The organism is Bifidobacterium sp. SO4 (assembly GCF_018555355.1).
In the GTDB taxonomy this organism is placed as follows: Bacteria; Actinomycetota; Actinomycetes; order Actinomycetales; family Bifidobacteriaceae; genus Bifidobacterium; species Bifidobacterium miconisargentati.
In genome coordinates, this window is sequence record NZ_JAFEJP010000005.1 from 53,417 (window position 1) to 68,014 (window position 14,598).

The following is a 14,598-nucleotide window of genomic DNA, read 5'->3' on the forward strand; positions in this document are numbered from 1 at the left end:
TATTGCACGGGCGCAAAAGCTCACGCCGCAACTGAATCATACGGAGACCGCCACTCACCCCATCATCGCGCCGATGAAGGAAACGATCGCGACGGCAGCGTTGAGCACCACGAACGTGATGAACGCAGGCGAGGTCCAGCCGGCGTAGGTGTCCGGGATGGAGCGGTTCTCGCGGCGGTATTGCGCGAGGCTTCGGCCGTAAAGCCCCAGCACGATTGCCGAGCCGATCACGCCGACCAGCGCGAGGACGATCGAATACACCAGATAGCCGTTGTCGCTGAGCTGACCGGCGAACAACGTATCGATCACACCGGAGAGGATCGCGTTGTTGAAGATGTGCAGCGCGATGGACCAGACCAGCGAGTATTCCATCGCCACGAAGCCCAGGATCAGGCCGAACAGGAAGGCGAACGTGCCCTGCACCACGTCGTCGTGGAAGAGGCCGAAGGCGAGCGCGGAGGTGAAGATCGCGAAGTTCTTGCCCAACGGCTTGAGCTCCTTCATGAGCACCCCGCGGAACATCACCTCCTCGCAGATCGGTCCGACGAGTCCGATGTACAGCCACATGCTCACCGTCACGGCGGATTCGTTGATGCTTTCGGACGTGGGCGAGACCAGATCGATGCCGCCCATCGACAGCAGCATCTGCACCAGCGAGACGCTGCCCTGCACGCCCAAGCCCAGCACGATGAACACGAGGAACCATTGCGGGCGCATGCGTCCGCCGCCGTATCGGCTCACGCGACCGCGCTGGTTGGGCTCGCCGTACGTGTCCAGATGCGGGCCGCCGAGCCAGAATTCGCGGCTAAGAATGTCGCGGCGGCGCATGAGCAGTAGGAACCCGAACGCCACGGCCACGGAAATCAGGCTGATGATGCCGTCGTCGCTGGAGTAGGTACCTCTGCCGGAAGCGAAGAATCCGGTGGAGGCGACCATGGTCACGATGCCGGCGGCGATGATCGCGCCCGCGTACATCATGCCCTCATAGGCGAAGGTCAGGCCCATCGCACGGCCGACCACCTTCCGACGCCATGTGCGCCATGCCTGCCGCGGGTCGACGGGAACCACCGGAGGCACCGGCGTCACCGGACGCGGCGGGTAAGGCTGGTACGCCTGATACGCCGGATACGGGTATTGCGGCCGATACTGCGGTTGCGCAGGCTGCGGAGGATACTGGGGCGCAATCGGCTGCGCATACTGCGGATACTGCTGGTATCGCTGCGTAGAGTTCGGCATGACGGGCTGTGCGGGCTGCGGCACGGCCGGCCCCGCCGTCGGTACCGCGTATGGGATCGACGGCTGCTGTGCCGCCGACGCTACGTACTGTTGTTGCGGCATCGCCGGAGCTGCAACCGACTGTTGCGGCATCGCCGGGTACGGTACCGGTTGCGTAGGCTGCGCTGGCATCACCGGGGACGATGCCGGACCGCCGGATGGCATCGGCTGGTACCCGCGGGACGCATTCGACTGCCCCTGCGGAATCGGCTGATATTGGTTCTGAGACGACTGGTACGGGTTCGTCCGGTTTGTCTGCAACGGCTGCCCCGACTGGACAGCTTGATACTCGTTCGGTTGGATCGTTTCATCCGTCTGCGGCGACTGCCGGGACTCCCCCTGTCCCGGCTGCGGCCCATGCGATTCGTTCGGCTGGTTCACATCGTTCATGCTCATGCGGCCCAACCTATCCGCCGTAACTGAACGAATCGTGAGGATGTCCACAAATGTCGACGAACATGCGGGGGCGCCAGGATGGCCAAGGCCGTGTGGAATATCCGGCCACCCATGCGACGAGCCGGTAGGATGGGCACCATGGGCATTGAGAAGGGGACGCCGGTGCTGGTGGCCGCGGTCGACAACGATCGCATGGCGCTGCTGGCGTTGAAGGGGATTCTGCCGCAACTGCTGCCGTCCGCGCAATGGCTGTGGGGCGTGGGCAATGCGGACGAGGCCGTGGCCAAGGCGCTCAATCCGGAGACACGGCCCCGACTGTTGCTGGTGGATATGTCGCTTGACGAGGCGACCGGCGTAAGCGTCTGCCGCAAGATCCGCATGCGCACCGACCGTGTGATGCTGCTTGGCATCACCGCGTTCTCGGTGGATACGTATGCAGAGCGTCTCGCGGCCGCCGGTGCGCAGGGCATCGTATCGAAGGCCGACATCCCACAGTTGGCCAAGGCATTGCGCACAGTGGCCGCCGGCGGCACGTTCGTCCCGAATTCCGTGGCATCAGTGACGTTCCGGACGGCGGCCGACGCGCATCGCCTGCTGCTGGATAACGGTACGACGGCATCGATTGGCAACGGCACGGCCAACGCAGGCGCAGAGGACGCCGGGCATCGCGCCGCCAAACTGGGAGCTAAGGAGTCCGAAACCCTGCACCTGCTCTCCCGCGGACTGACGTACGACCAAATCGCCGCCCAATGGGGCGTGGCCGCCTCCACCGTCCGCACCCACGCCCATCGAGCCGTAGACAAACTAGGAGCCCACTCCCTAGCCCACGCCATTGCATTGTGGCTGAGCCGTTAAGCGGGAAGTCCAGTGGACTTCCCGTAGGCTCAGCCCGAGTGAGGCGGCAGCCGAACGAGGGTAACGATGAGCCTGGCTGAAAGCCAGTCCATAATTGCAGGACCGGAGGGGAGCCGTTAAGCGAACAGTCCAGTGGACTGTTCGTAGGTTTAGCCTGAGTGAGGCGACAGCCGAACGAAGGTAATAATGAGCCTGGCTGAAGGCTGAGCCGTTAAGCAAACGCCGGCGGCGTTTGTAGGCGAAGGTTTGACGACAGTCAAACCAATGAGATGCGAGCGAAGCTCGTCCGCAATTGCGGTAAGTCCATAATTGCGGGACCGGAGGGGAGCCGTTAAGCGAACAGTCCAGCGGACTGTTCGTAGGTTTAGCCCACGTAAACGCAACTCCCCTCAGTCAGCTTTGCTGACAGCTCCCCTCAGAGAGGGGAGCCAATACCCCTTATCTCAGCGGAATCCGCGCGCTGAGGATCCATGTGCCGTCCTGGTGGCTGGTGTTGAGCGTGCCGCCGAGCGATTCGATGGTCGTACGCTGCAGGGCAAGTCCGTCTCCGCGTCCGTGACCGTGCACGAGTGTGCGCCGTTCGTCGGCGAGCGCGTTGACTTCGCTGACAGCGACGCAGTCGCGGCTTATGTCGATGAACAGGCTGTACGCGGGCTCGTCGCCGGCTTCAGCTCCGCTACCGGCCGACGTCTCGGCCCCACCATCCGGCTCGCCGGCCGCCACGGACATCGCGCAATGCCGCACGATGTTCGCGTAAACCTCCTCCAGTAATCCCATCGTCGCGCGACGTACAGGCTCCGGCACCTGCGCATCCGGCATGATGTTGAGCCGGCTTACGCCCGCAAACCCCAGCATGCCCATCGCACGGTCCTGGTCCTCCACGTATTTCTCCACGATCACGTCGAAAGAATCACGGGAAACCTGCGGCGCAGCATCCACATCATCCACCGAGCCCGACGCACGCAATTCCCCCAAATCACGCTTGCCGTTGAGCACGTCGATGACCTCATGCACCCGGTCCAGCGCGTGGTGCGACCGCGCGTAGATCGCGTCCAGCAGCTCATCCAGTTCCTCGGCGTTCTCCACGCCTTTGGCCCGCCAGGAGAGCATCGCGATGGTGGACATGTCGTTGGCCACCGAATCGTGGATCATGTGGGCCAGTTCCTGTTCGCGGGTCACGCGGCCCAGTAGCTGTTCGGCGCGTGCGGCACGCTCCCCCGCGGCGGCGGTCCGACGGAACGCGGCGCTGCATACGGTCAGGAATCCCAGAATCATGAGATCCAGCATCAGCGTGGCCACAAATATGATGATCGGATACTGCGGCAACGCCACGCTCGCATCCGCAGGAACCATGACACCAGCCTCCGTCGAGGCTTGCCAGTTGATGTCGTTGAGCGAAGCCACCACACTCCGAATCACGATGCCACCCAGCGAACCGAATCCGAACCACGCGCACCCGGCCGCATCAAGCACCGAGAATCCAACCGGCAGCGCGACCGCGGCCCACCGTGGCATCACGTACCCGATGGCCAGGAACCACGCGGTCAAAGCGACCCCTCCGGTCGTCCACACGCTCCAATTCGGCAGGGCGCCGGCAATCAGGCACAGCACCGGACCGGCCACGCACAACACGCGCGGCGCGAACGGCAGCGCAGCCACCAGCACCAGCCAGACAAGCGCGCACAGCATCTGCATGGGACCACTTGGCGGCACGGCGACCATCGCCACCACCTGCACCACATCCACCACGATGCCGGTCTTCTCCAGAAAATGCGGTTCCCGCCACCAATCGAGCACATGCCGGGCGGACCGACGCATCAGCGATCGCGCATCGCCGGCATCGCCAGTGTTCCTCATCATCGCCGCATCCTTCCTTCACCATCGCATCCCATGAATGGACTGTGTTCCGCTAGCAAATCGCGAACGTTATCACTGAGGCATCGCGTCGGATCTCGGCTGTACCGCGGCATCCACGGACCGGGCGGGCACGGCGTTCGGCTGCGATTCGGCCGTTTGCCGCCCGCCATTCCATCGATCGCCGCGCTCATGACGCCGCCCGTCCGGACGGTCGAACCGCACGCCGCGGGGATCGCTGGGCCCGATCATCAGCACGACCGACGCCAGCCCGGACAACAGGTACATGCCGAAGAACGCCAGCATGCCCGCGACCAGGCCCTGCCCGATGGCCGTATCGGAGCCACCGCCGGCCACTCCCGCGGCGATGATCACGACGAACAGCACGAACACCGCGACGACCTGCAGCATCGTGGGCAGCAGCAGCCACCATCCACGGCGGTTCTCGTCGTGCAGGCGGCGGATGGACAGCGAGATGGTCGGCACGAGCATCGCCAGTTGCGCGATTATCGTCGCGTTGCTGATGAAGCCGTCCAACGGCGAGCTGAGCATGAACGAATCTTCGGCACCGCTCAGCCCGATGGCGAGCCCTATGCCGTAGGCCGCAACGCCCAGAACGGCGGACAGCACCAAGGTGAACAGCCAAACCCACCAATATTCGCCGCGTGAGGCGCGGCCATGGTAGATGAACGTCTTGCGGAAGCATCGCGTGACGGCCCGCCAGAAGCCAATGCCGTACCACGGAGCCCACAACGGCGGTTCGTCTCGCAACCGCCATTGTTTGCCGTGCTGTGATGGCTGCGGCGGCAGTTGCGGCGACGACTGCAACGGCTGCGGATTCGCCGTCGTGTACGAATTCGGCACCTCATACGGATTCGGTGAGGCACCCGGAGCTTCATATGCCTGACGCCACGCCTGAGCGGCTTGTGAATTCGGTTCGGGATTGCCCATCATGCTTCCTTCCCTGTGATGACTCCACTCAACCGCATCAGGACCGGTTCGTCCAGCCGGCAGCCGTGCCCGTCAACATCTGTGTACCGCTCCCCGCAGAGCATAATCGCGTCGGATACAGTGGGAGTTACGGATTGACAGCAGCAGCCCAGGGGAGCCAAGAATAAAGGCTGTCGGCCTTGGAATACCGGAGCATTGGCGAAGACTCTGTTAAACCAAGATTGACATGAGCCCATGTCTGACTACCCCTCAGTCGGCTCCGCCGACAGCTCGTCCTGCAATTGAGGACGAACTTCGTTCGCAGTCTGTTGGCTCGACTGTCGTCTCGCACATCGCCTACAAACAGCTCCGCTGTTTGCTTCACGGCGATGTCCTGACAAGGGGAGCCAAGAATAAAGGACCCATGTCAATCTTGGTCGGACAGAGCATTGGCGAAAGGGGACAGCGATGGGCACACAACAGGAATCCGGCTGGCGGCCGTTACCGCCGCGCGTACGCACGGTGTGGCTCATCAACGAGGCGATCCAATGTGTCATCTGGTTGGCGGTCTGTGCCGTGGTCGCAATCGTATGCATGACGAATGGCTGGTGGGGATTCTGGCAGCGGCTCATCGTGGCGCTGGCCGTGGCCTATGCGGTGCTGGACCTCGCCACCCAACCGCTGCAGACCAAGTATCTGTATGCCTTTACGCGGTTCCGCATCGGCGAGCGAGACCTCGCCACCCGCAAAGGCTGGCTGTTCCGCCGCTCCACCACCACGCCATACACGCGCGTGCAGCACGTGGACACCAAGCAGAACCCGGTGCAGCGGCATTTCGGCCTGACCACGGTGGTGGTGCACACGGCCGCCGACGAGCATGAGATCGCCGCACTGGACACCGACGAGGCGGAGCGCATGGTGGCGCTCATCACCGAGCGTGTGGCCGAAGCGAAGGATGACCTGTGATGGCGGACGGCGGATACGGCGCTCCTTCGCACGCGGGAGATCCCGTCATTGCGGGCGATACCATCGAGACTAATGACGATGCACACGGCACCGTGGATCATACCGTAGATACCACGGATAACGCCACGGGTAGTGCCGGCGCCAGCACAATCGATACCAACACCAACACCAACACCAACACCAACACCAACACCAGTCTCCCCCGCAATCGGTCCCACGGCAACAATCGGCCCAGCAACGACCGCTCTGGCGACGACTGGCGCATGCTGCACCCGGCCGGACTCATCGTGGCGACGGTCTCCTCGGTGCGCGGCATCATCGGTCTGTTCATCACGTTCCTGGTGATCTTGCGACGTCATCTGAGCGTCCCGATGATCGCGCTGGCCCTGGCGTCAGCCATCGTGGTCGCGCTCATCCCGCCCGTCATCGAATGGCTGACCACCCGCTACCGTCTGGGTGACGACGGGCTGTCCTTCAAGTCGGGCCTGTTCTTCCGCAAGCACCGGACCATCAGTTACGGCTCGATTCATGCCATCAACAGTTCGTCGCCGGTGTATCTGCAGCCGTTCGGCGTGGTACGGCTCACCGTTTCGGCGGCCGGCGCGGCGGATACGGATATCCGATTGGACGCGGTGCCGGCGACGCTGCAACTGGAGTTGGAGAGCCGACGCGCGCAGGCCCGCACAGGACGGGCGGCGAACGTTGACCGTCTTCAAATTCCGCACGACGCTCACCAAGCCGTCAATATCGCCACCGCCGACACCACCGTCAACGGCACCACCGACGGTTCCTCGAACCTGCCTATACCCGGCACTCCCGGAGACAACGTTCGCACGGAGGCGCTCCCACCAAACCACGGCACCGGATACGACCCGACCTACACGGCCAGCCCCATCGCGTGCATGGGCAAGCCCGCGGCACCTGCGGACCTACGCAGCCAAGCTCCGGTATTCCGCGCCTCGGTGAAGGACATCCTGCTGTTCGCCGTCACCGACATCGGATTCCTGGCCGCCGCGTTCGTGGTGTACGGCTTCGTGCAACAGGTGCAGGAAATCGTGCCGCAAAGCTGGGTGCGCGATGCCGAACGGTCGGTGAGCGCTATGGCGGCCAGCGGTCTGCTTTCGATTGCGCTGGCGGTGCTGGCCTGCATGATGCTGCTCATGCTGGTGAGCATCGTGACTTCGTTGCTGCGATTCTATGGTTTCGAGGTGTGGCGTCGCGGCGACGATCTGGTGGTGGTGCGCGGCCTGTTCACGCGCCGCACGTCCACGATTCCGGTGAGCCGTATCCAGACGGTGATGGTCCGGCAGTCGCTGTTGCGTCGGCCATTCGGCCTGTGTTCGGTGGGGTTGGGGCTGAGTTCCTCGGCCACCGGCGGGAATGAGGAAGGCGCCATTTCGGCGTCGCGTATCCTGCCGGTGATCGGCACGCGCCGGGTCTATGACGCGCTGCACGCGATGCTGCCGGAGTGGGACATGCGCGAACCGGTCATGCGGGCCGGAACATACGGTTCGGTTGTACAGACCGCCGGCGCATCCGTCGGCCCGGACGGCGGTGTTCACACATCGCGGGCCGCGCGGCGGCCGAAGCCGGAGTCTGCGACAGGTCCGGTCATCCGGTACACCGGCCGCGGGTTGCTCCGGTATTACCTCACGATGCCGGTGATGATTACGTTGGCGGCGACGGCGCTGGTCTGGCTTGGCTCGGATGCCGACGCGGCGATGGCTTTCCGCGCGGCGGCCGCGATTCCGGGATTGGGATGGCCGTGGTGGCTCATAATCGCGCCTATTGCCATCGGCTTGTGGTGGGCCGGCGGACGATGGCTGAAGTCACGCGAGGAAGGGTATGTACTGCTACCGGATGCGGCGTACGGCAATAACGATGGCATCCATGCCAGCGACGGTGGTGGTGCCTCAAACAGCGCTGATGACCGCGCTGTACAAGGGCCCGCGCCCCATGACCATGGCCCGTATGTTCCCTCATGTGGTTGCGGAACGGACGGCCAGATGGTCACGCCGAAAAACCGGATCGTGGTGACCGGCGCGACCCGGCTCGCACGGTATACGGCTATAACCACGAGGTCGCGCGTGCAGTCGATTACGCGCTCAACCACGTTGTGGCGGGAACCGCGCGGCATCGAGCGGGTCCAGATGTCCCTGTTCGTGATGAACGGCATCGATTCGCTGCGGTTCATGTTCCTGCGGCGTGCCGATGCCGAAGCGCTGGAGCGGTGGATGGAGGGATAGGCCCTGTCCGCAGCGCAAGACCGACAGGTTTCGGGCGCAGATTGCCCTCTCAGCGGCCGTTTCCTGCTAGGAGTGCCGCTCTCCTAGCACATTCCGGACGCAAATCGTCTGTTCAGCGTCAGTTTCCTGTTAGAAGCGACGGGGTTCTAGCAGGAAACGGACTCGAATCGGACTTCTGGCGTCCGGAATGTGTTAGAGGTTGCGCCGTTCTGGCGGGTTTCGGACGCTGCGGGAGGTATTTGGGGAGAGTGAGTGCGAAAAGGCTCCATTCATCACGATTGCATGCTTTTTCTTGGCGTCCCTAGGCAAAGGGGCTGCCGGCGAAACCGGCTGAGGGGCGGTCAGCAGGATGCCGTGTCAATCACGATGAGAAAGAGGATACGAAAAGGCTCTGTTACACCAAGATTGACATGAATTCCCCCGGACCACCCCAGTCGTCTGCGACGACAGCTCGTCCTGCAATTAAGGACGGACTTCGTTCGCAGTCTGTTGGCTCGACTGTCGTCTCGCATATCGCCCACAAACAGCTCCGCTGTTTGCTTCACGGCAATGTCCTGACAAGGGAGACAAGATGACGGGGCATGTCAATCTTGGTTTAACAGAGCCTACGAAAAAGCCTTCACCGACCGGGAAAACCCGGAGGGTGAAGGCCCCTATGCGTATTGGCCAACGGCCCCGGTCCTGCAATTATGGACTCGCTCTTCGAGCGAGGCTCAGTGTTGGCCTCGCCGGCTGTCGCGGCTCGGCGCAGGGCCTGTGGGAAGTCCACCGGACTTCCCACAGGCTGATCGAGGCTAAATAATGCCTCGATCAGCCAACGGCCCCGCCCAATTACCCTCCTCCGGCTCACGGGCGGACTGGATGGGCTCTTCGGCCCAGTGCTTGGCAGGGATGGTCTTGGGCTTGAAGGGGAACTTCTCGGCGCGCATCTTCTCGTAGGCGGCGATATCGTCCTCGTGCTGAAGCGTCAAGTCAATGTCGTCGTAGCCGTTCATGAGGCGCCAGCGGGTGTAGTCGTTCACTTCGAACGGCAGGGTCACGTCGCCGCAGGTGACGGTGCGGGTCTCCAGCGAGACGGTCATCTCGCGGCCCGGCTCCTCCTCCAGCAGCTTCCACAGCAGTTCGACGGATTCCTGCGGCATGATGGCGGCCAGCACGCCGTTCTTGGCGGTGTTGCCGTAGAAGATGTCGGCGAAGCTCGGCGCGATGACCACGCGGAAACCGTAGTCATGCAGCGCCCACACGGCATGCTCGCGGGAGGAACCGATGCCGAATTCGGGACCGGCCACCAGAATCTGGCCCTTGCCTGCATATTCCGGCTGGTTGAGCACGAAGTTCGGATCGCGGCGCCAAGCGTAAAACAGGGCGTCATCGAAGCCGGTCTTGGTCACGCGCTTCAGGAACACGGCCGGGATGATCTGGTCGGTGTCCACGTTGGAGCGACGCAGCGGCACGCCCACGCCGGTCAGGGTAGTGAGTTTTTCCATAATCAAAGTCCTTACATATCTGGAATATCCGGCTCCCCTTCCAAGGGGAGCTGTCGTCGCGGACGACTGAGAGGGAGCGACCTCGCGGAACCGACCGAGACTCCCCCAGTCCGCCCCGCGGCCGGCTCCCCTCAAAAGAAGGGAGCCACAAGAAGCAGTTACAGATCGGCGGGAGAGGAGATCGTGCCGCGGATGGCGGTGGCGGCAGCCACGGCCGGAGAGGCCAGATGCGTGCGCGAACCCTTGCCCTGACGGCCCTCGAAGTTGCGGTTCGAGGTCGAGATGGAGCGCTCGTTCGGCACGAGCTTGTCCGGGTTCATGCCCAGGCACATCGAGCAGCCGGCGTTGCGCCACTCGGCACCGAAGTCCTTGAACACCTTGTCAAGACCTTCCTTCTCCGCCTCCAGACGCACGCGGGAGGAGGCCGGCACCACGAGCACGCGGTGGATGGAATCGGCCTTGTGATGGCCCTTCATGATCGCCGCTGCCTGACGCAGGTCGTCGATGCGGCCGTTGGTGCAGGAGCCGATGAACACGGTGTCCACGGCGATGTCCTTGATGGGCATGCCGGGCTTGAGGCCCATGTACTTGATGGCGCGCTCGGCGGCGGAACGCTCGGTCGCGTCGGCGATCGTGGCGGGATCCGGCACGTCAGCGGTGATCGGCAGACCCTGGCCGGGGTTGGTGCCCCAGGTCACGTAGGGCCCAAGCTTGGTGGCGTCGATGTCCACCACCTTGTCGAACACGGCGTCGTCATCGGTCTTGAGCGTCTTCCAGTACGCCACGGCCTTGTCCCACATCTCGCCCTCCGGCGCGTGCGGACGGCCCTTGAGGTACTCGAACGTGGTCTCGTCCGGCGCGATCATGCCGGCGCGGGCGCCCGCCTCGATGGACATGTTGCACACGGTCATGCGCTCGTCCATGGTGAGGTTGCGGATGGCCTCGCCGCGGTACTCGATGACGTAGCCCTGGCCGCCGCCGGTGCCGATCTTGGCGATGATGGCCAGGATGATGTCCTTGGCCGTGGCGTCCGCCGGCAGCTTGCCGTTGACGTTGATGGCCATGGTCTTGAACGGCTTCAAGGACAGGGTCTGCGTGGCCATCACGTGTTCGACCTCGGAGGTGCCGATGCCGAACGCCAGCGCGCCGAACGCGCCGTGCGTGGAGGTGTGCGAGTCGCCGCACACGATGGTCATGCCCGGCTGGGTGAGGCCCAGGATCGGGGCGAAGGCATGCACGATGCCCTGATCGGCGTCGCCCAGCGGATGCAGGCGCACGCCGAATTCCTTGCAGTTCTTCTCCAGCGTGCTCAGCTGCAGCGCGCTGGTCTTGTCCGGATTCGGACGATCGATGTCAACGGTCGGGGTGTTGTGGTCCTCGGTGGCGATGAGCTGATCGACGTGGCGCGGCTTGCGGCCAGCCAGGCGCAGGCCCTCGAATGCCTGCGGGCTGGTGACCTCGTGCATGAGCATCAGGTCGATGTACAGCAGATCGGGCGCGCCGTCGCTGCCCTTGCGCACCAGATGATCGGCCCAGACCTTCTCGGCCAGTGTCGTTCCCATAGCGTTTCCTCCAAAAAATTCCGCGCGAGGTATTGTGTTCGCGCCTTGTTCGTGGTAATAGCCTAAGGGGAGATTTTTGGGGCAGCCACAAGCAGGCCGGATATTGAGATACGGCCCATAACGGCTTTCGGGGCGCATACGATTCGTCTCGTTTCCGGTGGTCACTTTGTGAGACTCTTCCCCGATTTGCTATTTCACTATGTGAGATGGCATAATCGCCATTATTATGACTGATTCCCTAGAAGAACCGCTCGACCACAGCCTGACCGAATCTGAGCCGATTGAAGAGGCCACCCCGAAGGATGACGGGGAGATTCATTCCGGTGTTGGCGTACTTGATAAAACCGTAAAGATTCTCGATGCCCTTGAGTCCGGCCCCTCCACGCTGGGCCAGCTCGTGGCGGCCACCGGCCTGGCCCGCCCGACCGCACATCGTCTGGCGATCGCGCTGGAGCGCCACCGTTTCGTACTGCGCGACCAGCACGGCCGCTTCGTACTGGGCTCCCGTTTCGCCGAGCTGGCCGCGGCCGCCGGCGAGGACCGACTGCTCACCGCCGCCGGCCCGATTCTGCGCACCCTGCTCGACCGCACCGGCGAGTCCGCGCAGATCTACCGCCGTCAGGGCGACCAGCGCGTGTGCATCGCGGCCGTGGAACGCGCCTCCGGCCTGCGTGATTCCATCCCGGTGGGTGCCATGCTCTCCATGGAGGCCGGTTCCGCCGCCCAGATTCTGCTGGCCTGGGAGGATTCCGACCGTCTGCACCAGGGTCTGCGCCACGCCAAGTTCACCGCCACCAAGCTGGCCGCCGTGCGCAAGCGCGGTTGGGCCGAGTCCGTGAACGAGCGCGAGGACGGCGTGTGCTCCATCTCCGCGCCGATTCGTAATGCCTCCGGCCAGGTCATCGCCGCGATCTCCATCTCCGGCCCGACCGGCCGTATGGGCGCCGCCCCCGGCCGCCGCTACGCGCCGCTGGTCATGGCCGCCGGCAAGTACTTGACCGAGGCCCTCGTCAAGGCCGTGCGCTGAGGCGATGTACATATAGATACATAAGGAATCGACCTTCGGCCGATGCTGGATTCCCGCAGCTGACGCTGCTCCTCTTCTCTCCCTCACCCGCTTCGCGACAGCTCCCTCGTCAGAGGGAGCCGAGACCTATATATGTAGACTTGGCTCCCTCTGATGAGGGAGCTGTCGAACGAAGTGAGACTGAGGGAGAGAAGGCGAGCAGGCGCAAAGCCTGCGGGAAATACCGCATCGGCCGAAGGCCGATTCCTTTTACTTAAATAATCCCGTCAGCTGGCTCCACAGTGACGGCTTGCGCAGCAGATCGTCGCCCTCGCCCTCGCCGGGGGTCTGCTGGTTCACCGCATAGGTGTACGCCCGCTTGGAACTGGGCTTGCCGACCAGCTCGCCGAATTCCAGCAGCTGCGTGCGCGGCTCGTACGGGTGACGGATGTCGAATTCGATGAGTCGCGTGGCACGCTTGGCCGGCGCCGGACCATACGTGTTGAAACCGCAGGTGGGCGTGGCGATGAGCAGCAGGCCCTCGGTTTCGCCCACGAATCCGTTGCGATGATCATGCCCGGCCACGACGCCGATGTATCCTTCGCTGTCACGCAACACCGCAAACTCCCCCGAATGATCCGGGCAGGAGATGCCCTCTCCCAGATAGCCGCCGAGCTGGGTCTTGTCCTCATCCAGCACGTAATAGGTGTTGGCGTGCTCGCGGTAGCCCTGCATGGCGAAGGCCGCGGTGGCAGATACCGGGCGCAGCACCTGGTAGTACTCCGGCAGCGGCATGTGCTGGAACACCATCGACTTGGCCCCGATATGTTCCGGCAGCGCGCGCAGGAAAGCCATCGCCGCATCGGACGGCGTGCCGAAGCCGCCGCCGTGCGCGTAGTCGCCGGAGTTGACCAGCACCAGACCCAGCACGTCGCGCGTACGATCCACGTCCATCACCGGCAGCGCGAACGTGCCCGGCTCGCAAGGCACGGCATTCGGCACCACGCCGTCAGCGGCCGGGGCCGGAGCCCCATCATCGACAGTCCCCGGCCCACCGATGACGCCGACGGTGCCATCGGGACCACAGGTATATATGGTCTGCTTCGGCAGCAGCACGTTCGCCGGCGCGGCCGGAATCGCCGCATCACCGGACTCCCGCATCGTCATGTCACCGTCGCCGTCGTACTCATCGGACGTCCCCGCGGACGCCCCCGGATTCACGCATCCGGGGAACTCGCGGTAGATGGCGTCCAGTTCGGCATCGCTCAGGCCGCATTGGAAATCATGATTGCCGTACGTCACCGCCCATGGAATACCGCGCTTGACCAGCGGCTCAACGCTATGCCAGACGGCCTTGCGCACCAGCTGGCGCGTATCCTCCAGGGCAGTAGCACGGGCGGGCTCGCTGTCGTCGGCCGCCGAGCCTTCGCCTTCCACACGCCACCGGCGCTTGCGGAACGTGGCCGCGAATGCCGGATCATAGCCGGCGATCTGATTGCCGGAGAAAATCACCAGATCCGGGCGCGTGGCGTCAAGACTGGCCTCGATGAGCGCCATCGTGTCCTTGGCGATCTTCGGCCCGTCCTGGATATCCGCGATCTGCAGCACGCGGAACTTGCCGGAATGGTGGAATTGCAGGCGCCCGAGGCGCGCGGAGATAGAAACCGGACGGTCGTCTTCGGCGTCGGCCGGCTTGATGCGGGGCTTCGTCATGCCCTCAGGCGCACGCTGTGTTTCCGTCATGCCCTCCACTGTACAGTTTCCGCAGGCAACAAACGAAAAGGCCCGCCGGAGCGGGCCTTTTCTTCTCAAGAGCAACTACTGGAGCAGAATCTCTGCACAACACCATCGTTGTAACGGTAAGTCTTTCCAATGCCCGTCCAACGTAACAGTCCTCGTGACCATACACTACTTGTGGGCTCTGCTCTGTTCAGTTGTTCTTGTACCTCATAATCTATTCACCCCTCCCGTCTCTCGCAACCTGCATACGCCGGTTGTGCGGTTTTTATCGCAAATGTGCA

At 63.6% G+C, this 14,598-nt stretch carries 10 protein-coding genes; 4 read left to right on the forward strand and 6 right to left on the reverse strand.

Annotation, left to right across the window (positions count from 1 at the left end):
• Nucleotides 1-54 precede the first annotated feature (54 nt).
• A complete protein-coding gene (locus tag JS536_RS05155; RefSeq protein WP_346427459.1) occupies nt 55-1,671 on the reverse strand; it encodes a CPBP family glutamic-type intramembrane protease in 1,617 nt (538 codons plus the stop codon).
• 138 nt (nt 1,672-1,809) lie between these two features.
• Here JS536_RS05155 and JS536_RS05160 point away from each other — a divergent pair, with 138 nt between their 5' ends.
• On the forward strand, nt 1,810-2,526 hold the full coding sequence (locus JS536_RS05160) for a response regulator transcription factor (RefSeq protein ID WP_214356047.1): 717 nt from the start codon (nt 1,810-1,812) through the stop codon (nt 2,524-2,526).
• A gap of 438 nt (nt 2,527-2,964) precedes the next feature.
• Here the strand turns inward: JS536_RS05160 and JS536_RS05165 are convergent, their stop codons facing one another.
• Both JS536_RS05165 and JS536_RS05170 read right to left on the reverse strand, forming a co-directional pair.
• Nucleotides 2,965-4,386 (reverse strand): histidine kinase, encoded by a 1,422-nt coding sequence (locus tag JS536_RS05165; protein WP_214356048.1) that lies wholly within the window; start codon nt 4,384-4,386, stop codon nt 2,965-2,967.
• A 69-nt stretch (nt 4,387-4,455) separates the two neighbouring features.
• Nucleotides 4,456-5,334 carry a DUF805 domain-containing protein gene (locus JS536_RS05170; RefSeq protein ID WP_214356049.1) on the reverse strand — a complete coding sequence of 293 codons (879 nt, stop codon included), beginning with the start codon at nt 5,332-5,334 and terminating at the stop codon, nt 4,456-4,458.
• A 444-nt stretch (nt 5,335-5,778) separates the two neighbouring features.
• On the opposite strand from JS536_RS05170, the gene JS536_RS05175 reads away from it, so the two are divergent.
• A complete protein-coding gene (locus JS536_RS05175; protein WP_214356050.1) occupies nt 5,779-6,276 on the forward strand; it encodes a PH domain-containing protein in 498 nt (165 codons plus the stop codon).
• Nucleotides 6,276-8,522, forward strand: a complete 2,247-nt coding sequence (locus JS536_RS05180; protein ID WP_214356051.1) for a PH domain-containing protein — start codon at nt 6,276-6,278, stop codon at nt 8,520-8,522. The genes JS536_RS05175 and JS536_RS05180 overlap by 1 nt, the downstream gene beginning before the upstream one ends.
• A gap of 794 nt (nt 8,523-9,316) precedes the next feature.
• On the opposite strand, the gene leuD is transcribed toward JS536_RS05180, so the two are convergent.
• Nucleotides 9,317-10,009: a 3-isopropylmalate dehydratase small subunit gene (gene leuD / locus JS536_RS05185; RefSeq protein WP_214304782.1), complete on the reverse strand. Its 693-nt coding sequence runs from the start codon at nt 10,007-10,009 to the stop codon at nt 9,317-9,319.
• Between the two features lie 158 nt (nt 10,010-10,167).
• Nucleotides 10,168-11,571: a 3-isopropylmalate dehydratase large subunit gene (gene leuC / locus JS536_RS05190; RefSeq protein ID WP_109056771.1), complete on the reverse strand. Its 1,404-nt coding sequence runs from the start codon at nt 11,569-11,571 to the stop codon at nt 10,168-10,170.
• Between the two features lie 226 nt (nt 11,572-11,797).
• Here leuC and JS536_RS05195 point away from each other — a divergent pair, with 226 nt between their 5' ends.
• Nucleotides 11,798-12,598: an IclR family transcriptional regulator gene (locus tag JS536_RS05195; protein ID WP_214304780.1), complete on the forward strand. Its 801-nt coding sequence runs from the start codon at nt 11,798-11,800 to the stop codon at nt 12,596-12,598.
• A 249-nt stretch (nt 12,599-12,847) separates the two neighbouring features.
• On the opposite strand, the gene JS536_RS05200 is transcribed toward JS536_RS05195, so the two are convergent.
• The gene (locus JS536_RS05200; RefSeq protein WP_214356052.1) at nt 12,848-14,320 is read right to left on the reverse strand and encodes a metallophosphoesterase; all 1,473 of its coding nucleotides are present in this window, start codon (nt 14,318-14,320) and stop codon (nt 12,848-12,850) included.
• Nucleotides 14,321-14,598: the final 278 nt, after the last annotated feature.